Here is a 22374-nt window from a genome sequence, read left to right as displayed (position 1 = left end):
GCTTAAACGCCAACATCTGGCCCAAGACAGAGCATCTCTTCGGAGCTGTCCTCAATCTCATACAGCAGCCGCCCGTCCGGCTCGTTTTCGAATTTGGCGCTCAAGCCCCGCCCGTCTTCATAAAAACTCCAGCATTGCGGGCCGGGTGTGTCCTCATAGACAAAACAGATCTGCCCGGCGTCCTCGTACCAATAGCCGTCCTTGCACTGGCCGCTGCCATCCAGAAACGCCCACCGCACCCGCCGGTCTGACAAATACTCTTCCACGCCATAGCGCCGCCCGTCCGCCTCGTAAAACAAGGTCTTGCCAGACACATAGGCTTCAAATTCCGCTGCCGACATGGCGTCCTGCGCCGCCGCCGCGCTGCTTAACAGCGCCAAAACAATGCTCACATACTTCATGGTGCCATGCTGCCCTAGGCGCGGGTGTCAATCCAGTCTCATTGCTGTGATGCGCGCAGTTTTGCCGCCCTTAACTTTTCAACGCGCGGGTCCATCACCCGCCGCCATTGCCGTGGCCAAAGCGCCAGAATGGCCATCAACGGCAATGACTGCGGCAGGGTGGGCATGGTCGACTTGTCCAGTTTCAAGGCCGGGTAGTCCCGCGTGGGCACCATATGATGGTCCGAATGACGCGGCGCATTGAGCATCAGCGCGGAGGTATAAAGCTGCGGCGCGTTCCAGCTGTGCTGTGGCCCCACCGGTTCCGGCTTGCCGTTTTCGCGAACCTGGCGATGCAACCCGTAGTGCTGCACATAGTCTGACAGCAGAAGCTGCATGCTGCCGTAACTCGCCAGCGCCACATAGGCCAACACACCGCCCACCCCGGCCAACCTTGCCGCCACCGCAATGCAAAGCACCGCGCCGCCGACATAGATCACATAGGGATGCAGCAGCGACTTGCGGCTTCCAGCCCGCGCGCGCATCGCATTCTCTGCCTGCCATCCGGCCACAAATGAGCCAATCCAGGCCCGTGGCCAGAAATGATAGAAGTGCTCGCTATCTTGGGGGCTGTTGGGGTCTTTGTCGGTCGCCACCCAGATGTGATGCACTTTGGGATGGGCGGAGGTGTGGTGCCCAAACAGCAGGGAGATGTAGACCCACATGCCCAGCTTGCGTGGAAACCTTGCCGATTTGTGGATCAACTCATGGGCATTGGCATTGCTGACCTGTCCAAAGAACAGTCCAAACGCCAGAAAACAGCAGATTTTGGCGCCAAGGCTGATCCCTGTAGCCCCCGCCAAAGCCATCACGGCCAATATCATCAATGGGAAATGCACCAGACCCAACACCAGCGACAGCCGCATACCGCTGGGAAACTCGCCATCCTCACCGGTTTTCGCCGCTGCGCCCTGCACCAGCCGGTCCATCACATGGATCAGCCCGCTCATATAGGCCAGCGCCGCGACCGACCACAGACCACCCAACAGCCCGCCAAGCGCCAACAGCACCACGGGAATCGTTGTCGCGATCCAGAACCAAGCCAAGTGTTTTCCCTTTCAAAGAGCCCATGCACTTTGTATCCGGACAAAATTACTCCTTCGTTTCCGCGCTGCAAAGCGGTGAGGTGGGGATATTTTCAAAGGATTGCACTTTTCTTGAGGAATCCCGCGCCAACCCCATTGACTCGGCCCCAGCCATCATTAAAAGGCGGGCTTCAAGAGATTTACACGGGGTATCTGTGCCCCGGCGCAGGAGAAGCACAATGGCGAAGCCGACGACAATCAAGATCCGTCTGAACTCGACCGCGGGCACGGGCCATTTCTACGTGACCAAGAAAAACGCACGTACCATGACCGAAAAGATGGTCGTCCGCAAATACGACCCGGTGGTGCGCAAGCATGTCGAGTACAAAGAAGGCAAGATCAAGTAAGATCACTTTCTGAGACACATGCAAAAGCCGCGCCAAACCAAGGCGCGGCTTTTTGCTTTTCTGGGAAACCGCGCCTGAAAAAAAAACAATAAGTTTTCTTCAGGAGGGTTCCCAAATGCCCCATCCATTTTTTATCCGCCCCGCCAAGCCCGATGATGCAGCTGCATTGTCTGATCTCTATGCACGGTCCTTTCCGGACCTGTTGCCTGAAGATTATGAGGAGGCTGTGCTGGATGTAGCGCTCCCGCTGTTTACCAAAGCGCAGCCAGCGTTGCTGTCATGCGGCACCTATTTTGTTGCGGAATGTGTGGAAACCGATGACATCATTGGGGCCGGGGGCTGGACTGATCTTAGCCCTTCACATGGCATCACAGGGACTCACCTCGGTCATGTGCGGCACGTGGCGACGCGGTCGGATTGGCTGCGTCGTGGCGTGGCACGGTCGTTGATCGACGTGTCTCTGGCCTCTGCGGAAGCCCACGGGATGAGGGAGATGAGCTGCATGAGCTCGATCACTGCACGTGATTTCTACGCCTCTATGGGCTTTGAGGAAACCACTGAAGTCGAGCTCACATTGGCTCCAGGTGTGCACTTCCCCGCCATCCAAATGCGCCGCAGCCTCTGCGCGCCGGAGTATGCCTAAAGGATTGCCCGCGCACGAACCGAGGGGCGGGAAGCGAAGCGCCCGCCCCGTGGGGGCGGTTCGGGCGCTGCCAAAGCTTACTTTGACATTGTGTGATAGCCTTCCATTGAAGTTATAAGCGGACACAAAAAAGGCCGGTCACAGTGACCGGCCTTCTCGTTTGCTATCCTGCAAGGATCACTCGCGGTTGCCGAGGAACTGCAGCAGGAACATGAACAGGTTGATGAAGTCCAGATACAGGGTCAAAGCGCCCATGATCGCGGATTTCGCCAGCCACTCGCCGTCACCCATGTGGGCGTGCTGAATGTAGTCGTTCTTGATCTTCTGGGTGTCATACGCGGTCAGACCGGCAAAGATCAGAACACCAATTGCGGAGATCGCAAAGGCCATTGCGGACGACGCGAGGAAGATGTTCACAATCGATGCCACGATCAGGCCGATCAGACCCATCATCAGGAAGGTGCCCATGCCGGACAGGTTCTTCTTGGTGGTGTAGCCATAGAGCGACAGGCCCGCAAAGGCGATCGCGGTGATCAGGAAGGTCTGGATGATCGACTCACCGGTGAACACCAGGAAAATAGAGCTGATCGATGCGCCCATGAGCGCCGCAAAGGTGTAGAAGAACAGCTGAGCGCCAGCGGCGGACAGGCGGTTGATCGCCATGCCAAAGCCAAAGACCATCGCCAGCGGAGCAAACATCACAACCCATTTAAAGTTGGAGAGGTACAAGGTCTCCCCCAAAGTGGACAGACCAGTTGGGGACGATGGATCAACAGCCAGACCGGACAGGGCCCAAGCGGCGGCAAAGGTGATCAACATGCCCACGGACATGTTGCCATAGACCTTGTTCATGTGGGCGCGCAGGCCCTCGTCAATCTGAGCCGCGCTGGCAGATGCCGTGCCGCGGATCGTGTCAAATTCAGCCATCAAAGCCTCCGAGTTAACTTTATTGCCCCCAGAACCAGACGTTCAGAGGGTTTCAATAGGGAATATCGGTGAGGGAGGGCGTGAATTCAAGGATTTCCGCCGCCCAAAGCGGCGAAAATCCGCATCAATGTTAACGTTTGTTCAGCCGCGCCAATGCGCCGGCACATCCCAGACGGAGCGTTTCAATTCAAACTCTACATCCGCCTTGCTCAGGCCCATGTCTTGCAGCGCAGCGGCGTCGAGTTGTGCCAGTTGGCGGCGCTGACGGGATACGGCAAAGGCTTTTACAACGCCGGCAAAGGACAGTTTGGAACCACGAGGGGCGGAGGAAGTGGTGATGAAGGCCATGGGGTCGCTCCTTTCCTTGTTTGCGATTGATCTTCGGGTCTGCATCAAATTACTTGATGTATATGGCGGTCTATGTGTATTTTGAAGGCGAATGTTTGTGACGATCTTCATCACAGATCGTGATGATAGATCAGAAACCTAAATCAATTGAGGGACAGCCATGCGCAATCTTGATGTAACCACGCTGCGAAGCTTTGTTGCCGTCGCCGATATGGGCGGCGTAACCAAGGCCGCAGGCTTTCTGCATCTCACCCAGTCGGCTGTGTCTATGCAGCTCAAACGGCTTGAGGAACTCATTGGCGTGGACCTGCTCGACCGCTCCGGGCGCGGCATCGCGCTGACCCCTGCTGGCGAGCAGATGCTGGGCTATGCCCGTCGCATGGTCACCCTCAACGACGAAATCATGCGCCGCCTGAGCCACGATGAGTTTGAAGGCGCGGTGACACTTGGTGTGCCGCATGACATCGTCTACCCGACCATTCCCCGCGTGATGCAGCAATTTGCGGCCGCATTTCCAAGGGTGAAAGTCAATCTGTGTTCGTCTTTTACGGTTGAGCTGAAGCAGCAATTCGAAAAGGGCGAAATCGACTTGATCCTCACGACCGAGCGCAACACGCCGGAAAACTCGGAAGGCCTCTGCACCTTGCCATTGGTTTGGATAGGCGCACCGGGTGGAGCAAGCTGGCGCCGCCGGCCGATTCCCTTCGCCTCTGGTCGCCAATGCCTGTTCCGGCCCACTGCGATTGGTCTCTTGGACAAAGCTGGCATCGAATGGGACAGCTCGGTTGAAACGGAATCCGACCGCACCGTAGAGGCCACTATTGCCGCCGATCTGGGGGTTGGGGCGATGATTCAAGGCACAGAACCCCGTCATCTTGAGGTGATCGATCACGGCGGCGCCTTGCCCGACCTTGGTGAGCAGCACATCAATATGTATGGCGCAGAGCAGGCCAAGGGCGACATGGTCGCCCATCTGGCCGAGTTGATCCGCAAAAGCTTCCAGCCGATGCACACGCCGCTGGAAAGCCCGCCCCGCCTTGGCGTGGTTGGCTAGGCTTTACTCAACCGTCACAACAACCTTGCCGGTGGATTTGCGGCTGCGCAGGAGCTCATAGGCCTCTGCCGCCTGTTCCAGCGGCAGGACATTGCTGACATGCGGCTTTAGCTTGCCTTCGCCGTACCAGCCAAACAGCGTGCGCATGCTGCCGGTCAACACCTCTGGCTTGAATGACAAGTACCCGCCCCAATAGAGGCCAATCACCGTCAGGTTTTTCACCAGCAGGTGGTTGGCTGGAATTTGCGGCACCTCTCCGCTGGCAAAGCCCAAGGGCAAAAGCCGCGCCTCCGGGTTGCAGGCGCGGAAGGCCGCTTTGAACTGATCGCCGCCCACAGGGTCATAGACGACATCGGCCCCGCCAAGGGCTTTCACTTCGGTGCGAATGTCCGCGTCCGTCGCGTCAATCAAGTGATCCGCGCCCGCCGCCTTGGCCACTTCCAGCTTGTCCGCACCACGGGCGCAGGCAATCACATTGGCCCCCATGATCTTGCCCAGCTCCACCGCCGTGAGGCCCACGCCGCCTGCGGCACCCAGCACAAGGAGGTTTTCGCCGGGCTGCAATTTGGCGCGATGGTCCAGCGCCACATGGCTGGTGCCGTAGGCCACAGGGAAGGCCGCCGCATCTTCAAAGCTCATGCCCTTGGGCATTGGCACGGCGCTTTCTGCGGGATACACGCCAAACTCGGCCAAGCCACCGCTGCCGCCAAACACCAGCACATCCGAGCCAACTGCAGGCCCATCGGTGTCCGGTCCCAGCGCATCCACCACGCCCGCCACTTCCATGCCCAGCGTAAATGGCACCGGCGGTGTGGCCTGATAGGTGCCCTTGATCATCAGCAAATCGCCAAAATTCAGTGCGCAGGCTTTGATCTTCACCCGGATCTCCCCGGGGCCAGGTTCGGGTGTGGCAATATCTACAAGGGTAGGGGCGGTGTCATGGGATGTTACTTGAAAGGCGCGCATCTTAATCTCCTGATCTCAGGTTCGAATACACAAGCGTCCGCGATCAAGTCAAAGCTGATCCCTTGAAAACAGAGGATTGCGACACGACGTCACCCTCTGGCTGAACATTTGATGGCGCGGGAAGTGCTTAACATGACAATCTCCGATTGAATGAGCCACACTATCCAGAAGGGTTAGGACACATTCTTTCCCTTGATTATAAGGCGAAAACTGCTAAGGTGAATTATCGCGAAAGGGATGCGCGATAACTTCACTAAACGAATTGGTGACGCTGCTGGTGGACTGCTTGGTCCTTGGCTGCGGCCCGATATTTAATTCGGAAGGAGACGTGTGATGACACATCCAGTGGACGTGCATGTTGGCAAGAAAATCCGCCAACGCCGGTGGCTGACGGGGATGACGCAGCAACAACTGGCCGAGCAAGTCGGGATCAAGTTTCAACAGATTCAAAAGTATGAAACCGGTGCCAACCGTGTCAGCGCCTCTCGGCTTTGGGACATTTCCGACGCTCTGGACGTGCCGGTCAGCTTCTTCTTTGAAGGTCTCGAAAGCGACAGCGATGGCGCAAGCTCCGGCAGCGTGCCTGCCGACATCATGGCCGACAAAGAAGCGCTGGATCTGATCCGCAGCTACTATGCCATTCCGGAAAACCAGCGCCGGCGCCTGTTTGAATTGGCCCGCGTCTTGTCTGACGTCGCTTGAGTCCATTCCCGCTCTGGTCTAGCCATGGCGCGAACGCCAGAGCGGAGACTGTGACCGATGACACCAGAACAGAACGACCTGATCGCTGTGGCGGACGCCATGGCTGATGCGGCCCGCGCGGCCATTCTTCCCCACTTTCGCAGCACGGCGCTCACCGCAGACAATAAACTGTCTGAGGGGTTTGACCCTGTGACGGTGGCAGATCGCGCCGCGGAGGAAGCAATGCGCGCAGTATTGGCAGAGCGCCGCCCTAAGGACGGCATTTTTGGCGAAGAGTTTGGCAAATCTGAGGGCAGCAGCGGCCTGACCTGGGTCTTGGACCCCATCGATGGTACCCGCGCGTTTATCTCTGGCACGCCAACCTGGGGTGTATTGATCGCGCTGTCGGATGACACTGGCCCGATCTACGGCGTCGTGGATCAACCCTATATTGGCGAGCGCTTCAAAGGTGGCTTTGGCGTCGCTGAAGCCCACGGACCGCAGGGCACTATGCTGCTCAAAACCCGCGACACAGCCACTCTGGCGGAGTCGGTGATCTTCACAACCTTCCCCGAAGTTGGCACTGAGGCGGAGCGCGCAGTCTTTGAGCGAGTCGCATCTCAAACCAAGCTCACCCGATACGGCATGGATTGCTACGCCTATGCCCTTTTGGCCGCAGGTCAGATCGATCTGGTGATCGAAGCGGGTCTTAACGCCTATGACATTCAGGCGCCCATCGCGGTGATCGAGGCGGCTGGCGGCATTGTCACCAATTGGCAGGGCGGCCCCGCGCATAACGGTGGACAGGTTGTGGCTGCGGCCAACAAAGAGCTGCACGCACAGGCTTTGGCGCTCTTGCAGCAGGCGTAAAACGCACCACCCTTGATTGCGGCCCCGCCGCTTCGCTATGATGGGCGGGCACAGCGAGTCCTTTGCCCGCATTCTGTCGCTGTGCCTCATATCGCTACCGAATCGGGCCCGACTTTAGGCCCAAGGAATGCGCATATGGCTCAAGCCGCTGAAACCCTGATCAAATCCGCTCAGACTGTTCTGACCATGGATGACGATCGCCGCGAACTGGCGACGCATGACATCCGCATCAAGGATGGTGTGATTGCCGAGATTGGCGAGAACCTCACAACCGATGGCGAGACCGTTTTTGCTGACGGCTGCGTGGTCACGCCTGGCTTGGTGAACACGCATCACCACCTTTACCAAACCTTGACCCGGGCTGTGCCAGGCGGACAGGACGCCCTGCTGTTTGGCTGGCTGCAACGGCTTTATCCGATCTGGTCACGTTTTGGGTCAGAAGAGATGAACATCTCAGCCCAGATTGGCCTTGCCGAACTGGCGCTCTCTGGCTGCACCCTGACCTCGGATCACCTCTATCTCTATCCAAATGGATCGCGCCTGGATGACACCATCGAGGCTGCCAAGGAGGTTGGGATGCGTTTCCATCCCACCCGTGGCGCCATGAGCATTGGCGAAAGCGACGGCGGCCTGCCCCCGGATTCGCTGGTCGAAAAAGAAGACGCCATCCTCAAAGACGCCATTCGTCTAATCGACACCCACCACGACGCCCGCGACGGCAGCATGGTGCGCGTCGGCGTGGCCCCTTGTTCGCCGTTTTCCGTGTCTCGCGAGTTGATGCGCGACGCGGCCATCTTGGCGCGCGACAAAGGTGTGATGCTGCACACCCATTTGGCGGAAAACGACGAAGACATTGCCTACTCGCTGGAAAACTTCGGCTGCCGCCCTGGCCAATACGCTGAAGAGCTTGGCTGGGTAGGCGAGGACGTTTGGCACGCCCATTGCGTGAAGCTGGATGAAAGCGAAATCGCGCTTTTTGCCCGCACCAAAACCGGCGTCGCCCATTGCCCTTGTTCCAACTGCCGCCTGGGCAGTGGCATCGCGCCCGTGCGCGCCATGCGCGACGCCAAAGTGCCTGTGGGCCTTGGTGTAGACGGCTCTGCCTCCAACGACGCGGGCAATCTGGTGGCCGAAGCCCGCCAGGCGATGTTGTTGCAGCGAGTCGCTCTGGGCGCGGACGCCATGTCCCCCCGCGAAGCGCTGGAAATTGCCACGCGAGGCGGGGCAGAGGTGCTGGGCCGTCATGATTGCGGCCAGATCGCTGTCGGTAAGCGCGCCGACATTGCGATTTGGGATGTCACCGGCGTGCACAGCGCGGGCAGCTGGGATCAGGCGGCGATTCTTCTGGCAGGTCCAACCACCGTGCGCGATCTTTTTGTCGAAGGCCGGCAGATCGTGCGCGATGGCCATATGACCAGCATCAACTTGGCTTCGGTGATTCAGCGGCAGAATGCTTTGGCCACGCGGCTCGCGGAAAGCCTCTGAGCGAATACACCGGCGGGCGCACCTTTGCGTCCGTCACCTTAAGTCATTCAAATCATGCGGAAAAAACAAAAGGCGCCGGGAAACCCTGGCGCCTTTTTGCGTTAGATCCAAATGGAGCGGGCGAGGCGATTCGAACGCCCGACCCTAACCTTGGCAAGGTTATGCTCTACCCCTGAGCTACGCCCGCACCGTTTGGATGGCCGTGATTTAGCGCTCCCCACGGGGGACCGCAACCCCCAATTCGAAAGAAATTCACACAATCCGCAGAAAGTTTTTAAGTACCTGAAAAGTGGTCCAGAAACGCGAAAAGGCGCGGATAAATCCGCGCCTTCATCACTCTCTCCGCGTGGGAGATATTGGAGCGGGCGAGGCGATTCGAACGCCCGACCCTAACCTTGGCAAGGTTATGCTCTACCCCTGAGCTACGCCCGCTTCCTTGGGTGAGGCGTGAAATATAAAGAGTCTCGGCGGGCTGCAAGTGGAAAATGTCGCCTTGCCGAAAAAAATGTGATTTTTGATTTTTCACCGACGGAACCCTCAATAAGGCACGTAGTAGCTTCCATGACAGACACCACACAGACACTCAGCCGCCGCAGCTTTCTGGCCATGCTTTTGTTGGCCCCGGCCGGGGCTTTGGCGCACGCCGGACATGGCATGAGCCACCTGACGGTCACATCCACCGTGACCCGCCGCCGCAAGCGTCGTCTGGATCTGGTGCTGACATTCTACAACGCTGGCACCGAGCCCATGACGCTGGAAGGCATCTCGGTCGACGTCGCCAAACTCTCAGGACAAAAGCTGCCCTTCACCGTGCCTGCCGGCGGGCTGGAGGAGCAAAAGCTGACCCTGCGGTTTGACGATGCGGTGCCCGGCATTTTCACCATGCTGTTGGATTTTGGCGCGGACGGGCAGGGGCCTGTGACTGTCATGCCGTAGGGGATTTCTGGAGGGAACCACATGACTTTGTTGGAAAACGTGAAGCTCGGCGTTCTGGCCGTGGCTATTGTTGTGGGCGCCGCGGCAAGCAGCGATGCCCAGGGGCGTCCGCCAATGCGGCAACACACCGCCACCGAGTCCGAACCGCTTAGTCTGGTGAAGGCCACCAAGACCGCAGGCCGCAACAAGGTGAGCATCTCCCAAAAGGGCTCCAAGCGGGTGATTACCGCCAATGGCATCCCCGCCCATAAGGTGGGCCGGTTCCCCAACAGCGGCAACCCCAATCGCATCAAGGCTCAGTCCTATACCTTTACTATGCCGCTCACACCGCAGAAGACCGTGCTCAGCACGCAAAGCCGCATGAGTATCTTCGGTGTAGGCGTCAACGGCGTGCCATTTGATCCCGGCGCGGCCGAGTTCTGGCGCGGCAACCCGCGCTCCGGCTGGCAGTATGAAGCGCTCGGTGGCGCGGTGCCGCTCGGCTTGGATGCCAACTACGCTCATGTGCAGCCCACCGGGGCGTATCACTATCACGGCTTGCCGGTTGGGCTGATGCAGCAACTTGGTTGGTCGCGCCAGGCGGAATCGCCGCTGATCGGTTTTGCGGCGGACGGCTTCCCGATCTACGCCATCACCGCCACAGTGAATGGCCGCGTCACGCAAATGACCAGTTCCTATCGTCTTAAATCCGGCAACCGCACCGGCAACGGCCCCACCGGCCGTCACGATGGCACCTTTGTCCAAGACTACAGATATGTCGCCGGGGCAGGGACGTTGGATGAATGCAACGGCGCATTTGTGAAAACCGCAGATTACCCGCAAGGCACCTACGCCTATTTTCTCACCGACAGTTTTCCTGTGATCCCGCGCTGCCACAAGGGCACGCCGGACCCCAGCTTTCAAAAACGTCGCCCAAGATAAGTCGCCGCTGATTTTCGAAGGGTGACAACCCGGTGTGTGTTCCTGCACTGCACCCTTTGGAAGCCCCTGAAACGCCCGCACCCCCAATGCGGGCGTTTCTTTTACACGCGCGGTGTTGGCTGTGCCCGCATGAGCCCCATCAACTCCGCCCCCGGCATCGCCTTGTCGGCATAGGCAAAGGCCCCGTCCTGCAACACCGCGCGCATCGCCTGCTGCACCGCGCCATACGCCAACCGGGCCAGGGACCCGCCCACGCTGATCCGCGCCACACCAACCTCTGACAATTCCTGCACCGTATAAAATGGCGCCCGCAGCCCCATCACCACATTCACCGGTTTGCTCACCTCGGCGCACACAGTCCGGATTGCGTCCAGGTCCGGCAGGCCCGGCGCATAAAGCACATCGGCCCCCGCCGCCTCAAACGCCTGCAGCCGTGCAATTGTGTCTTTTAAGTCAGGCCGTCCGTGCAAATAGTTCTCCGCCCGTGCTGTCAGCACAAACTGATGGGCCTTTGCCGCCTCCGCCGCGGCGGCAATGCGCTCCACCGCCAGTCCCATATCCATCACGCCCGCGTCCTCACCGCCGGTGGCATCTTCAATCGAGCCGCCAACCAGCCCAACCTCCGCCGCCATGACTATGGTCTTGGCGCAGGTTTCCGGGGCCAGGCCAAAACCGTCCTCCAGATCGGCGGACACCGGCAGGTCTGTGGCCGCCACAATCTCCGCCGCGTTGGAGAGAATCGCCGCCCGCGTCATGCTTGCTGCCCCGTCGCGGAGGCCTTGGGTCACGGCAGCCCCTGCACTGGTGGTCGCCAATGCCGCGAAACCTTCGGCCGCCAACACCCGCGCACTTCCCGCATCCCAAGGATTTGGCATCACAAAAGCCTTGTTTCCCTGATGCAGGTCCAAAAAAGCGGTGTATTTCTGATCTCTACGCATGTGCTGATTCCCAAGTGGTTCTCACCACCGTAGCGTGAAAACAGAACAAAATTGGAACAAATCGCCGTACCTTGCGCATTTTCCTCGCCTGCCTGCGACAATTTTTTTTGATCTAGGTCAATTACGGAGATTGCGACCACGCGCTCAGCACCCTAAAACGACCGGGAACCAGGCGTCGGCGGGATTCCGCACGCCCAGATACAATTCAACAGGAGGCAACGCATGGCAGACGCAGCCATTCAAGGCCACGACCATCATGACGAGCGCGGATTTTTCACTCGCTGGTTCATGTCGACCAACCACAAGGACATTGGCATCCTTTATCTGATCGTATCGGCACTGGCCGGTCTGATCTCCGTATTCTTCACCGTGCTGATGCGCATGGAGCTGATGGACCCGGGTGTGCAATACATGTGTCTGGAAGGCGCACGCTTCTTTGGCGGCGGTGATGGCCCCTGTACGCCAAACGGCCACCTTTGGAACGTTCTGATCACCTACCACGGCGTCCTGATGATGTTCTTCGTGGTGATCCCTGCGCTGTTCGGCGGCTTCGGCAACTACTTCATGCCGCTGCAGATCGGTGCGCCGGATATGGCGTTCCCACGTATGAACAACCTGTCCTTCTGGCTCTACGTGGCCGGTACCCTGCTGGGTGTCGCCTCAATGTTTGCACCAGGCGGTGGTCCGGCAATGGCAGATGGCAGCCAACAGCTTGGCTCTGGTGTCGGCTGGGTCCTGTACCCACCGCTCTCCACCATTGAGGACGGCATGTCGATGGACCTCGCGATCTTTGCGGTGCACGTCTCCGGTGCCTCTTCGATCCTGGGTGCAATCAACATCATCACCACCTTCCTGAACATGCGTGCCCCTGGCATGACCCTGTTCAAAGTGCCTCTGTTTGCCTGGTCCATCTTTGTGACCGCGTGGCTGATCCTCCTGGCTCTGCCCGTTCTGGCCGGCGCCATCACCATGCTGCTGACCGACCGTAACTTCGGCACCACCTTCTTTGATCCAGCTGGCGGCGGCGACCCGATCCTGTATCAGCACATCCTGTGGTTCTTCGGCCACCCGGAAGTGTACATCGTGATCCTGCCAGGCTTCGGCATCATCTCTCACGTGATTGCGACCTTCGCGCGCAAGCCGGTCTTTGGCTACCTGCCAATGGTCTGGGCGATCATCGCGATTGGTGCTCTGGGCTTCGTTGTGTGGGCGCACCACATGTACACCGTGGGTATGAGCCTTACTCAGCAGTCCTACTTTATGCTGGCCACCATGGTCATCGCGGTGCCAACCGGGGTAAAAATCTTTAGCTGGATCGCCACCATGTGGGGCGGCTCCATCGAGTTCAGAACCCCGATGCTCTGGGCCTTCGGCTTCCTCTTCCTCTTCACCATGGGCGGCGTGACCGGCATCGTTCTGTCGCAAGCCTCTGTGGACCGCTACTACCACGACACCTACTACGTGGTTGCGCACTTCCACTATGTTATGTCGCTGGGTGCGGTATTCGCCATCTTCGCCGGTATCTACTTCTACTTCGGCAAGATGACCGGTCGTCACTACCCTGAGTGGGCGGGCAAGCTGCACTTCTGGCTGTTCTTCATCGGCGCGAACCTGACCTTCTTCCCACAGCACTTCTTGGGGCGTCAGGGCATGCCACGTCGTTACATCGACTATCCGGAAGCCTTTGCATATTGGAACAAGATCAGCTCCTACGGCGCGTTCATTTCCTTCGCATCCTTCCTGTTCTTCTTCGGTGTGATCATCTACTCGCTGTTCCGCGGCGCGAAAGTGACCGAGAACAACTACTGGAACGAGTACGCCGACACTCTGGAATGGACCCTGCCAAGCCCACCCCCAGAGCACACCTTCGAGATCCTGCCAAAGCAGGAAGACTGGGACAAAGGCCACTCTCACTAAGGTGAGGCCTCTCAGGTAGAAGATCAAAGAGGCCCCGGCGCAGCGATGCTCCGGGGCCTTTTCTTATGAGGCGAGGGCCCTTGCGGATGTCAGACACGGATTTGGAAACGATCAAGGCCGGGATGGCTGGCGTCTACGAGCGCAACGCCGCCGTCTGGGACGAGGGTCGCGATACGTCTTTGCGGGAAAAAGACTGGCTCTCCCGCTGGCTCGAGGGCCTGACAGTCCCCTCCAATATCCTTGACCTCGGTTGCGGCGCAGGTCGGCCGCTGAGCAGCCATCTGGTTGGGCTTGGGCATGAGGTTGTCGGCGTCGACGCCAGCGCCGCCATGATTGCCCGTGCGCAGGCCAATGTTCCAGACGCCACATTCCAGGTCGCTGACATGCGCCACCTTGATTTAGGCCAGACCTTTGACGCCATCCTCAGCTGGGACGCCTTCTTTCACCTCAGCCCCGCAGAACAACGGACAACCCTGCCACTGATTCTAAACCACCTCAGACCCGGCGGCCACCTTCTGCTGACCGTGGGCGATGACGAAGGTGAGGTCACTGGCACCGTGGCGGGAGAGCCTGTCTATCACGGCAGCCTGTCTCCCGTCGAATACCTCGACATCCTGCAAACCGCCGGCTTTGCCGAGATCACCTACACTCCCAATGACCCCACTGTACTAGGCCGCTACGTTCTTTTAGCCCGCGGCAAAGACGCGACATGACCCACAAAAACCAACGCGCCCCATTCTCCTTCCCCAAATATCCCAGGGTGAATTGCGCGCCCGCGCGCAAGAGGGGCTGGCCCCTGCCTGACGCAAGGCTGACCTGATGCCCCACCGCTGGACACTCCAAACCAACCCAGACCAGCCCGTCCTGACCCTCTGGCCGCACCGCTCTCTGCCACGCCGGGGCTTTGCCGCGATGATTCTCTTTGCCTTCACCATGGGCACCATCCCGCTCTACGGCCTTTTGGGGTCTGTGGCGCTTTGGGGCATTCTGCCGTTCATTCTGGTGATGGTCGGCGGCCTCTGGTGGGGGCTGGAGCGCTCTTACAAAGACGGCGAGATCCTCGAAGAGCTCACTTTGGCCGACGACATCCTGCATCTGCGCCACTCCCCCGCGCGCGGCGCCGCCAAAGAGTGGGAGTGCAACATCTACTGGACCCGTGCCGAGCTGCATGCTTTTGGCGGCCCTGTCCCCAACTACGTGACCCTCACAGGCAATGGCCGTATCGTGGAGATCGGAAGCTTTCTTAGCGAAGACGAGCGCAAACAGCTCTACGTCGAACTGGACGACTTTCTGAGGGCAAACGCCACGCCGTCAAATTAAGCCTGTTGCGCAACAGCGCCGTTGCGCGGGCGCGGCCTTCATATTTGCGGCGAATCTCCGGGTGACGTGAACGTCAAAAAACGCACCGTTGAAAAACAGTCGGGATACCGACGTAATACCGACGTAATTTTTGGGCGCGCCCCGCTGCGGTGCAGCAGGTTAACAGCCCGATTTTGCGCCCGGTTTTTTGTCTGCTAGGCTGATTTTCACACCGCCAGAGTTGGGGAGGACATCATGGCTGTAACCTTACAAGTGCTGTATCCGGTGGGCGACGGCACCACCTTTGACCACGCCTATTACGCCACCACCCACATGGGGTTGGTCGGCGAACACATGGGCGCACATATCACCGCTGCACAGGCTTCCAAAGGGCTGGCAGGCGGTCCGGACACCCCGGCGCCGTTTCACGCGATTGCGACAATTACCTCTGCAGATCAAGAGGCTATGGGCGCCGCCATGAAAGCCGCAGGGCCGGTCATGGCCGATATCCCCAACTTCACCAATGTGCAGCCGCAGATCCTGATAGGCGAGATCTACGGCTGAGGAAAAGGGGAGGGGGCTTAGGCCATCCCGCCCCGCACAAGCCCATTGGCAATCTGCGCATAGGCCTGTGCCATGTCGCTGTCACCGGCGGCAATCGGCGTGCCACCATCGCCCGCAAGCCGCGTGTCCAGATCAATTGGCAGCGCGCCGAGCAGCGGTACACCCAGCTTCTCAGCCTCCGCCGCAACCCCGCCGTGCCCAAAGATATGCGCCTCGTGTCCGCACTTCGGACAGTGGAAAAGGCTCATGTTTTCAATGAGTCCCAGCACCGGCGTCTTTAATTGATCAAACATACCAAGCGCCTTGCGCGCGTCCAGCAAGGCCACATCCTGCGGTGTGCTCACCACGATGGCACCGGTCAGCTCCGTCTTCTGACACAGCGTCAGCTGCACGTCCCCGGTACCGGGGGGCAGGTCAACGATGAGCACATCCAGATCGCCCCACTGCACTTGCGTCAGCATCTGTTGCAGCGCGCCCATCAACATCGGCCCGCGCCAGACCACAGGCTTGTCTTCCTCCAGCATGAACCCCAACGACATCACGGTGACCCCATGGGCCTCAAGCGGAATAATGGTTTTACCGTCAGGACTTGCCGGACGTTTGTTGACCCCCATCATGCGCGGCTGACTTGGGCCGTAGATGTCAGCATCCAGCAAACCCACCTTGCGGCCTTGTTTTGCGAGTGCCACGGCGAGGTTGGAGGACACGGTCGATTTGCCCACGCCGCCTTTGCCGGACCCCACCGCAAGAATGCGATCCACGCCCGCCACTTTCATGGGGCCAGCTTGAGGTTTGGGGTGTCCGCCAATCTTTAGGCTGGGGGCCGCCGGTTTTGGGGCAGGCGCGCTGTCATGCGCCGTCAGGGCCACTTGCACCGAGTCGACCCCGTCCATCTGCGCAACGGCCGCTTCCGCCATTTTACGCAACGGCTCCATGAGTCGTGCTATATCAGGATTTGGCGCTTCGATCACAAACTGCACATTTTTGTCGCGAATGCTCAAAGCGCGCACAAAATCGCGGGAGATCAAATCGCCCCCGTCCGGGAGGGAAATTTTTTGCAAAACCGCTTGCACTTCTTCTTTGCTGACGGACATGCGCGACTCCTATGCTGCGCGTGCACAATAAACGCACTTCTAGAATGTAGATTTAGGAATGGGTTTACATTTCTTCAACCAATTCCGCACCTTGGTTAATTTTTCTACAGTTTACCTTGACGTAACGTCTGCTATTCGCTGAGCGCATGGCTGCTTTGTCAAGGCAGCTATTGTGCAGATGCAGCATCCGCCTATATCACCATCACAACAGCGAACAGACACTCTAGCAGACTGAGAGAAATGACAATGGCATATGTAGCAAGCACATCTTCTGTGACCGCACCTAAAGCCTCTGGCCTTTCGGTCCTTTTCGCAAACGCAGCAGAACGCTTCCGTCAGTACCGCGTGTACCGCGCGACCTACAACGAGCTGAACCAGCTTTCTGACCGCGAACTGGCCGACCTGGGTCTGAGCCGCTCCATGATCCGCCGCTTGGCGATCGAAGCAAGCCGCGAGGCATAAGAATTCGGAAGGCCACTCCTCCCTCAGGCCTTCCACTACTGCGACGATGCCTCTCCTCCTCCCTGGTGTCGTCGTAGCGAACATAGGACCAGAACGGTCCACCGAGCTCAAGCTGCTCCTCTCCTCCTCCCTGGAGCGCTTGAACATAGCGACGGCACCTCTCCTCCTCCCTGGTGTCGTCGCACCAAATTCGGGCCCACAGGCCCAACGGTATCAAGAGCCCTCTCTCATCCTCCCTGAGGGCGCTTGTAACTAGAGCGACGGTGCCTCTCCTCCTCCCTGGCACCGTCGCACTCGAAATTCGATCCCGTCGCGGGGTCACCGGTATCGAGACGCTCTCTCCTCCTCCCTGAGCGTTTTGTGTGAAGCGCGGCGACATCTCTCCTCCTCCCTGATGTCGCCGCTGCCTTCTCTCTCCAAATTCTTGATGCACAACAAAAAAGACGCTCCGAAGAGCGCCTTTTCTCGTGTTTGCCTTGCCTTACGCTTGTGCGCTGGGGCGGGCCGCAATCTTGGCAAGCCAAGCCTGCGTCGCTGTGTTTTCATCTGGCGGTGTCATCTTTACGATCCGCGCAAAATCGCAGAACACATAACCGGTGATGTCCGCCATTGTGAAGCTGTCACCAGCCAGCCAGGGGCTGTCCTGAAGGCGTTGTTCCAATGTGGCGTAGAACAATTGCAGGCGCTTTGCGCCTCGTTCCGCCAACTCAGGGATTTGGTCATAGTTGACTGCCCCAGGCAGTGCGCGGCCTTTGAGGGCAGGGGAGGCATTGCGCAGCGTTTCGGCAATCGACATGCCGCCATGAAACTCACAGATCGCATTCCACATCAGCACCGCGCCTTTTTCATCCGGCGTTGTGCCCATCAGCGGCGGCTCGGGGTGCATCGCCTCAAGGTAGCCCGCAATCGCGATGTTCTCGGTCAGGTTCAGTCCTTCGTCCGTCGTCAGTACAGGTACGGTACCGTGTTGATTCAGCGCCAGAAACTCCGGTGCGCGGTGGCCATCATTGCGCAAATCCACTTGCCGCGTTTCAATCTCCAACCCTTTTTCGGCAATAAACATCCGTGCCCGCCGCGGGCTGGGCGCTGTGGCGCAATCGTAGAAAATCATGAGGTCCTCCTGTCTGGACCTCACCTCAACGCAGGGTGGCGTTTGCTGTCAACCGCGCGGCGGATCACAAACGTGGAGTCAAAACGGAATGTCATCCGGTGCACTGACAAAGCGGGCGACCACTTTCTTTTCACCAGCCTTTTCAAAATCTACTGTCAGCTTGTCGCCTTCAATGTCCGTCACGGCACCATAGCCGAACTTCTGGTGGAACACCCGGTCACCCACCATGAAGCTGCTGACGGCGGTGAGATCAATCGCGGCCGCTTTGCTCTCTTTGGGCTGGCTGGTGCCGTATTGCCCTGCACGGGATTGCAGTCGTTTCCAGCCCGGAGAGTTGTAACCGTCTGCGTTCATAGCAGATTTTTCCAATCCTGACTGGCCAAAGCTGCCGCCGGCAGCCCGTGAGCCGCCGCTGTGTCCATAGAGACCAGGCGGGGTCAATACCTCGACGTTTTCTTCAGAAAGCTCATCAATGAAACGACTCGGCATCTGGCTTTGCCATTGACCAAACACACGCCGGTTGCCCGCAAAGGATATGGTGCAGAGTTCTTCGGCCCTAGTGATTCCCACATAGGCCAGCCGTCGCTCTTCCTCGAGGCCTTTGGGGCCGGTCTCGTCCATGCTGCGTTGAGACGGGAACAGCCCGTCTTCCCACCCCGGCAGGAACACAGCCGGGAACTCCAAGCCCTTGGCCGCGTGCAGCGTCATGATCGAAATCTTCTGCTCCGCATCCTCGCTTTCGTTGTCCATGATCAGGCTGACGTGTTCAAGGAAACCTTGCAGATTGTCGAACCCTTCCAAAGCTTTGACCAGTTCTTTCAGGTTTTCCAGCCGCCCCGGTGCCTCTGGCGTTTTGTCGTTCTGCCACATGGCCGTGTAACCGGCCTCATCCAGAATCACCTGCGCCAGTTCCACGTGGTTCAGCTCTGCGTGGCCTTCCTGAAACCGCATGGCCGTCTGAGTAGTGCCATCATCAATAACATCGTCATCATCCAGTGGCACCTCAACCACAGGTGCGGTGCCTTGCTTGCGCCAGCGGTCCAAACCATCCAGTAGAATTCCAAGCTCTTTGGCGCCTTTGCCGCCAATGCCCTTTTCCTCAACTAGGATTCGCGCGCCTTCTACGAGGCTCACGCCGTTGGCCCGCGCGCAAGTCTGGATTTTCTGCTGCGCCACATTGCCCAGACCACGTTTAGGGGTGTTCACAATGCGCTCAAACGCCAGATCATCTTCTGGGCTGACCACCAAGCGGAAGTAGGCCATGGCGTCGCGAATTTCCAAGCGCTCATAGAATCGCGGCCCGCCAATCACGCGGTAAGGCAGGCCGATGGTGAGGAAGCGATCTTCAAAGGCGCGCATTTGATGTGAGGCACGGACCAAAATCGCCATATCTTCCAGCGACTTGGGATCACTGCCGCGGGTGCCGCGCTGCATCGCTTCGACTTCTTCCCCAACCCAGCGGGCTTCTTCGTCGCCGTCCCAATGACCAATAAGGCGCACCTTCTCGCCCATGTCGGCCTCGGTCCACAGCTCTTTGCCCAGCCGGTTTTCATTGCCGCGAATAACGTTGGATGCTGCTGCCAGAATATTGCCCGTGGAGCGGTAATTCTGCTCCAGCCGCACCACATGCGCGCCGGGGAAATCCTTTTCAAACCGCAGGATGTTGCCCACTTCCGCTCCGCGCCAGCCGTAGATCGACTGATCGTCGTCGCCCACACAACAGATGTTTTTGTGCGAGGACGCCAACAGCCGCAGCCACAAATACTGCGCCACGTTGGTATCCTGATACTCATCTACAAGGATGTAGCGGAACCAACGCTGATAGTTGGACAGCACATCCGGGTGGTCTTGGAAGATTGTGACCGTATGCAAAAGCAGGTCACCAAAATCCACCGCGTTGAGTTCTTTCAGCCGGGTTTGATACTGCGCATAGAGCTGCCCGCCCATATGGTTATAGGCCCCGGCGTCAGCAGCAGGCAGTTTTTCCGGTGTCAGCGCGCGGTTCTTCCAGCCGTCGATCAAAGACGCCAACTGCCGCGCAGGCCAGCGTTTGTCGTCGATGTTGGCGGCCGCGACCAATTGCTTGAGCAGGCGCAGTTGGTCATCAGTGTCGAGAATCGTGAAGTTGGATTTGAGCCCAACCAGCTCCGCATGACGGCGCAGCAGTTTCACACAGATCGCGTGGAAGGTTCCCAGCCAGGGCATGCCTTCAATCTGATGCCCCAACATATTGCCGACGCGGTTTTTCATTTCCTTGGCGGCTTTATTGGTGAAGGTCACCGCCAGAATCTCGTTTGGCCGGGCGCGATTGGTGTTGAGCAAATGCACAATCCGCGCCGTCAAAGCCTTGGTTTTGCCGGTGCCTGCGCCGGCCAGCATCAAAACCGGGCCATCCAGCGTTTCCACGGCCTCACGCTGCGCGGGGTTGAGTTCGTCAAGATACGGCATCGGGCGCGGCGCCATTGCACGTGCCGACAGGGAAGCCCCTTCGAAGGCGTCAAATTCGTCAAAACTGCTCATGGACGTTACCCTATCGCAAACCTTGGACAGGCAAAAGCCTGTTCTTCTTATGTTCCATTGATGGTTGAACGTCCAAAAAGCAAGTCGCGCTGGACTTTTTTTGTGCGGCATATGACGGTCGGCGAATGGATTTGCACGCCCGATACCCCGCCTTAAGTGACCTGCGCACCCGCGCCCAAAAGCGCATTCCCAAATTTGTTTGGGAGTATCTGGACAGTGCCACAGGCCAGGAGCGCACCAAGGCGCGTAACCGGCAGAAACTGGATGAGATCCTGTTTGAACCGTCCATTTTGCATGGTGAACAGACACCAGATGTCACGTCATCTTTCTTGGGGCAAGTCTATGACGTTCCAGTCGGAATTGCGCCGGTGGGCATGTCGGGGCTGATCTGGCCGGGGGCGGAGCAGACGCTGGCGCAGGCGGCGGTGTCCGCCAATATGCCTTACACGCTCAGCACGGTTGCAACGCAAACACCGGAAGACCTTGCGCCTCATATTGGGCAAAACGGGTGGTTTCAGCTCTATCCGCCACGCGATGAAGGTATCCGCAAGGACCTTTTGAAACGCGTGAAATCGGCTGGGTTCACCACCTTGGTGCTAACGGTCGATGTGCCCACAGCCAGTCGCCGAGAGCGGCAAGTGCGGTCTGGTCTGACGACACCGCCGAAGCTCACGCCGCGCCTTCTGACGCAGGTGGCATTGCGGCCAGCCTGGGCCTTGGCGACCGCGCGGTCGGGTATGCCGCGTATGAAGCTGATCGATGATTATGCAGGACAAGTTTCCGGATTAAGTTCCACTGCCCATGCGGGCTACCTGCTGCGTACCTCCCCGGATTGGAACTATGTTCAATGGCTGCGGGACAATTGGGACGGCGCCTTGATTGTCAAAGGCGCGCTGCGCAGCGAGGACTGTGCGAGGCTTGAGGCCATGGGCGTCGATGCGCTGTGGTTGTCTAATCACGCAGGCCGTCAGTTTGATGCAGCGCCGGCTCCCATTGAAGTTTTGCCCAAAATCCGCGCCGCCACTGCCCTGCCCTTGATGGTCGATAGCGGTTTTGAAACCGGCCTTGATATCCTGCGGGCGCTGGCTTTGGGGGCGAATTTTGTGATGATGGGCCGCCCGTTCCACTACGCGCTTGCCGCCCTGGGCAGCGAAGGCCCCGCACATCTTGTGGACATTCTCAAGCAGGATCTAAAAGCCAACATGGGGCAGCTTGGCTTGGAAAACCTGACAGAGGTGCCAAACAAGCTGCGCCCCTTCTAAGCGGTTATTTGGCGGTCAGGTCCTTAGGCATCGCCTCAAACGCGGTTTGAGCACTGACTGTTGGCAGGCCTGATGGAATCCATCCCTTGCCGCGCGGGCCGCCCAACATGCCTTCGGTCACGTCCAACGTCCCATCAATGCCATTTTGCGCAAACAGGCCCATCAGTCGTCCGCTGCGGTTGCCACTTCGACAAATCACCGCGACCCGGTGGTTGGGGTTGCGCTCCAGAACCGCCATGATCCAGCGGCCAAAGTCTGGCTCGCGCATGTCCAGTAGCCAAGCGCCTTCTGCCACACCGCTCTCTTGCCATTCTTGCGGCGTGCGCACGTCAATCAGGATCAGCTCGCCAGATTGCATGCGGGTGTACGCCTCTTCCGCGGTGAGCGTATCGGAGTTCGCGAGCACGCCAACGGGGATAAAAGAGAGGGCACCAAGGGTAAAAGAGAAGCGACGACGGGTCAGCATTTTTACATTCCATGTTTTGATTGTTACGCACATGGCGT

At 58.8% G+C, this 22374-nt stretch carries 24 protein-coding genes and 2 tRNA genes; 14 read left to right on the top strand and 12 right to left on the bottom strand.

The window, feature by feature from the left end:
• Positions 1-2 precede the first annotated feature (2 nt).
• Together SIB38_RS20550 and SIB38_RS20545 are read right to left on the bottom strand one after the other, a co-directional pair.
• On the bottom strand, positions 3-401 hold the full coding sequence (locus SIB38_RS20550; RefSeq protein WP_294113181.1) for a hypothetical protein: 399 nt from the start codon (positions 399-401) through the stop codon (positions 3-5).
• Positions 402-439: 38 nt separating this feature from the next.
• The gene (locus tag SIB38_RS20545; RefSeq protein ID WP_412550951.1) at positions 440-1486 is read right to left on the bottom strand and encodes an alkane 1-monooxygenase; all 1047 of its coding nucleotides are present in this window, start codon (positions 1484-1486) and stop codon (positions 440-442) included.
• A 218-nt stretch (positions 1487-1704) separates the two neighbouring features.
• Between SIB38_RS20545 and rpmG the strand changes: the two genes are divergently transcribed.
• On the top strand, positions 1705-1872 hold the full coding sequence (gene rpmG, locus SIB38_RS20540) for a 50S ribosomal protein L33 (protein ID WP_007814563.1): 168 nt from the start codon (positions 1705-1707) through the stop codon (positions 1870-1872).
• Positions 1873-1987: 115 nt separating this feature from the next.
• Positions 1988-2515 (top strand): GNAT family N-acetyltransferase, encoded by a 528-nt coding sequence (locus SIB38_RS20535; RefSeq protein ID WP_294113187.1) that lies wholly within the window; start codon positions 1988-1990, stop codon positions 2513-2515.
• Between the two features lie 177 nt (positions 2516-2692).
• Here the strand turns inward: SIB38_RS20535 and SIB38_RS20530 are convergent, their stop codons facing one another.
• The gene (locus SIB38_RS20530; RefSeq protein WP_294113189.1) at positions 2693-3442 is read right to left on the bottom strand and encodes a Bax inhibitor-1/YccA family protein; all 750 of its coding nucleotides are present in this window, start codon (positions 3440-3442) and stop codon (positions 2693-2695) included.
• Positions 3443-3583: 141 nt separating this feature from the next.
• Complete coding sequence (locus SIB38_RS20525) at positions 3584-3790, bottom strand: DUF1127 domain-containing protein (protein WP_294113192.1); 207 nt, start codon at positions 3788-3790, stop codon at positions 3584-3586.
• Positions 3791-3950: 160 nt separating this feature from the next.
• Between SIB38_RS20525 and SIB38_RS20520 the strand changes: the two genes are divergently transcribed.
• Positions 3951-4844 carry a LysR family transcriptional regulator gene (locus SIB38_RS20520; RefSeq protein ID WP_294113194.1) on the top strand — a complete coding sequence of 298 codons (894 nt, stop codon included), beginning with the start codon at positions 3951-3953 and terminating at the stop codon, positions 4842-4844.
• 3 nt (positions 4845-4847) lie between these two features.
• Here SIB38_RS20520 and SIB38_RS20515 read toward each other — a convergent pair whose 3' ends face one another.
• Positions 4848-5810, bottom strand: coding sequence for an NADPH:quinone oxidoreductase family protein (locus SIB38_RS20515; protein WP_412550950.1), 963 nt, complete (start codon positions 5808-5810; stop codon positions 4848-4850).
• 333 nt (positions 5811-6143) lie between these two features.
• On the opposite strand from SIB38_RS20515, the gene SIB38_RS20510 reads away from it, so the two are divergent.
• From SIB38_RS20510 to SIB38_RS20500, 3 genes are all read left to right on the top strand, one after another.
• Positions 6144-6512, top strand: coding sequence for a helix-turn-helix domain-containing protein (locus SIB38_RS20510; protein ID WP_168591397.1), 369 nt, complete (start codon positions 6144-6146; stop codon positions 6510-6512).
• A 57-nt stretch (positions 6513-6569) separates the two neighbouring features.
• Positions 6570-7361, top strand: coding sequence for a histidinol-phosphatase (gene hisN / locus SIB38_RS20505; RefSeq protein WP_412550949.1), 792 nt, complete (start codon positions 6570-6572; stop codon positions 7359-7361).
• Positions 7362-7496: 135 nt separating this feature from the next.
• A complete protein-coding gene (locus SIB38_RS20500; protein WP_294113200.1) occupies positions 7497-8846 on the top strand; it encodes an 8-oxoguanine deaminase in 1350 nt (449 codons plus the stop codon).
• 112 nt (positions 8847-8958) lie between these two features.
• On the opposite strand, the gene SIB38_RS20495 is transcribed toward SIB38_RS20500, so the two are convergent.
• Positions 8959-9033, bottom strand: a tRNA-Gly gene (locus tag SIB38_RS20495).
• Positions 9034-9203: 170 nt separating this feature from the next.
• Positions 9204-9278, bottom strand: a tRNA-Gly gene (locus SIB38_RS20490).
• Between the two features lie 129 nt (positions 9279-9407).
• On the opposite strand from SIB38_RS20490, the gene SIB38_RS20485 reads away from it, so the two are divergent.
• Together SIB38_RS20485 and SIB38_RS20480 are read left to right on the top strand one after the other, a co-directional pair.
• Positions 9408-9782 (top strand): hypothetical protein, encoded by a 375-nt coding sequence (locus SIB38_RS20485; RefSeq protein WP_412550948.1) that lies wholly within the window; start codon positions 9408-9410, stop codon positions 9780-9782.
• A 21-nt stretch (positions 9783-9803) separates the two neighbouring features.
• Positions 9804-10703 carry a YHYH protein gene (locus SIB38_RS20480; protein WP_412550947.1) on the top strand — a complete coding sequence of 300 codons (900 nt, stop codon included), beginning with the start codon at positions 9804-9806 and terminating at the stop codon, positions 10701-10703.
• A 101-nt stretch (positions 10704-10804) separates the two neighbouring features.
• On the opposite strand, the gene SIB38_RS20475 is transcribed toward SIB38_RS20480, so the two are convergent.
• Positions 10805-11641 (bottom strand): isocitrate lyase/PEP mutase family protein, encoded by an 837-nt coding sequence (locus tag SIB38_RS20475; RefSeq protein WP_294113205.1) that lies wholly within the window; start codon positions 11639-11641, stop codon positions 10805-10807.
• A 222-nt stretch (positions 11642-11863) separates the two neighbouring features.
• Between SIB38_RS20475 and ctaD the strand changes: the two genes are divergently transcribed.
• The 4 genes from ctaD to SIB38_RS20455 all read left to right on the top strand — a co-directional run bounded on the left by ctaD (position 11864) and on the right by SIB38_RS20455 (position 15421).
• Complete coding sequence (gene ctaD, locus SIB38_RS20470; protein ID WP_412550946.1) at positions 11864-13558, top strand: cytochrome c oxidase subunit I; 1695 nt, start codon at positions 11864-11866, stop codon at positions 13556-13558.
• An 86-nt stretch (positions 13559-13644) separates the two neighbouring features.
• Entirely contained in the window at positions 13645-14271 is a 627-nt protein-coding gene (locus SIB38_RS20465) for a class I SAM-dependent methyltransferase (RefSeq protein ID WP_412550945.1), read from the top strand.
• A 106-nt stretch (positions 14272-14377) separates the two neighbouring features.
• Positions 14378-14878, top strand: a complete 501-nt coding sequence (locus SIB38_RS20460; protein ID WP_294113210.1) for a DUF2244 domain-containing protein — start codon at positions 14378-14380, stop codon at positions 14876-14878.
• A gap of 234 nt (positions 14879-15112) precedes the next feature.
• On the top strand, positions 15113-15421 hold the full coding sequence (locus SIB38_RS20455) for an EthD family reductase (RefSeq protein ID WP_412550944.1): 309 nt from the start codon (positions 15113-15115) through the stop codon (positions 15419-15421).
• A gap of 17 nt (positions 15422-15438) precedes the next feature.
• On the opposite strand, the gene SIB38_RS20450 is transcribed toward SIB38_RS20455, so the two are convergent.
• A complete protein-coding gene (locus tag SIB38_RS20450; RefSeq protein WP_294113213.1) occupies positions 15439-16515 on the bottom strand; it encodes an Mrp/NBP35 family ATP-binding protein in 1077 nt (358 codons plus the stop codon).
• Between the two features lie 246 nt (positions 16516-16761).
• Here SIB38_RS20450 and SIB38_RS20445 point away from each other — a divergent pair, with 246 nt between their 5' ends.
• Positions 16762-16977, top strand: coding sequence for a DUF1127 domain-containing protein (locus SIB38_RS20445; protein ID WP_299426905.1), 216 nt, complete (start codon positions 16762-16764; stop codon positions 16975-16977).
• A gap of 481 nt (positions 16978-17458) precedes the next feature.
• Here SIB38_RS20445 and SIB38_RS20440 read toward each other — a convergent pair whose 3' ends face one another.
• Positions 17459-18088: a glutathione S-transferase family protein gene (locus tag SIB38_RS20440; RefSeq protein ID WP_294113216.1), complete on the bottom strand. Its 630-nt coding sequence runs from the start codon at positions 18086-18088 to the stop codon at positions 17459-17461.
• A 78-nt stretch (positions 18089-18166) separates the two neighbouring features.
• Entirely contained in the window at positions 18167-20608 is a 2442-nt protein-coding gene (locus SIB38_RS20435) for an ATP-dependent helicase (RefSeq protein WP_294113218.1), read from the bottom strand.
• A gap of 125 nt (positions 20609-20733) precedes the next feature.
• Here SIB38_RS20435 and SIB38_RS20430 point away from each other — a divergent pair, with 125 nt between their 5' ends.
• The gene (locus tag SIB38_RS20430; protein ID WP_294113219.1) at positions 20734-21870 is read left to right on the top strand and encodes an alpha-hydroxy acid oxidase; all 1137 of its coding nucleotides are present in this window, start codon (positions 20734-20736) and stop codon (positions 21868-21870) included.
• A gap of 4 nt (positions 21871-21874) precedes the next feature.
• Here SIB38_RS20430 and SIB38_RS20425 read toward each other — a convergent pair whose 3' ends face one another.
• The gene (locus SIB38_RS20425; protein WP_412550943.1) at positions 21875-22369 is read right to left on the bottom strand and encodes a rhodanese-like domain-containing protein; all 495 of its coding nucleotides are present in this window, start codon (positions 22367-22369) and stop codon (positions 21875-21877) included.
• Positions 22370-22374 lie beyond the last annotated feature (5 nt).

The sequence above is a fragment of the Shimia sp. MIT910701 genome, assembly GCF_047126315.1.
In the GTDB taxonomy this organism is placed as follows: Bacteria; Pseudomonadota; Alphaproteobacteria; order Rhodobacterales; family Rhodobacteraceae; genus Shimia.
This window is presented reverse-complemented; position numbering and strand designations above follow the sequence as displayed.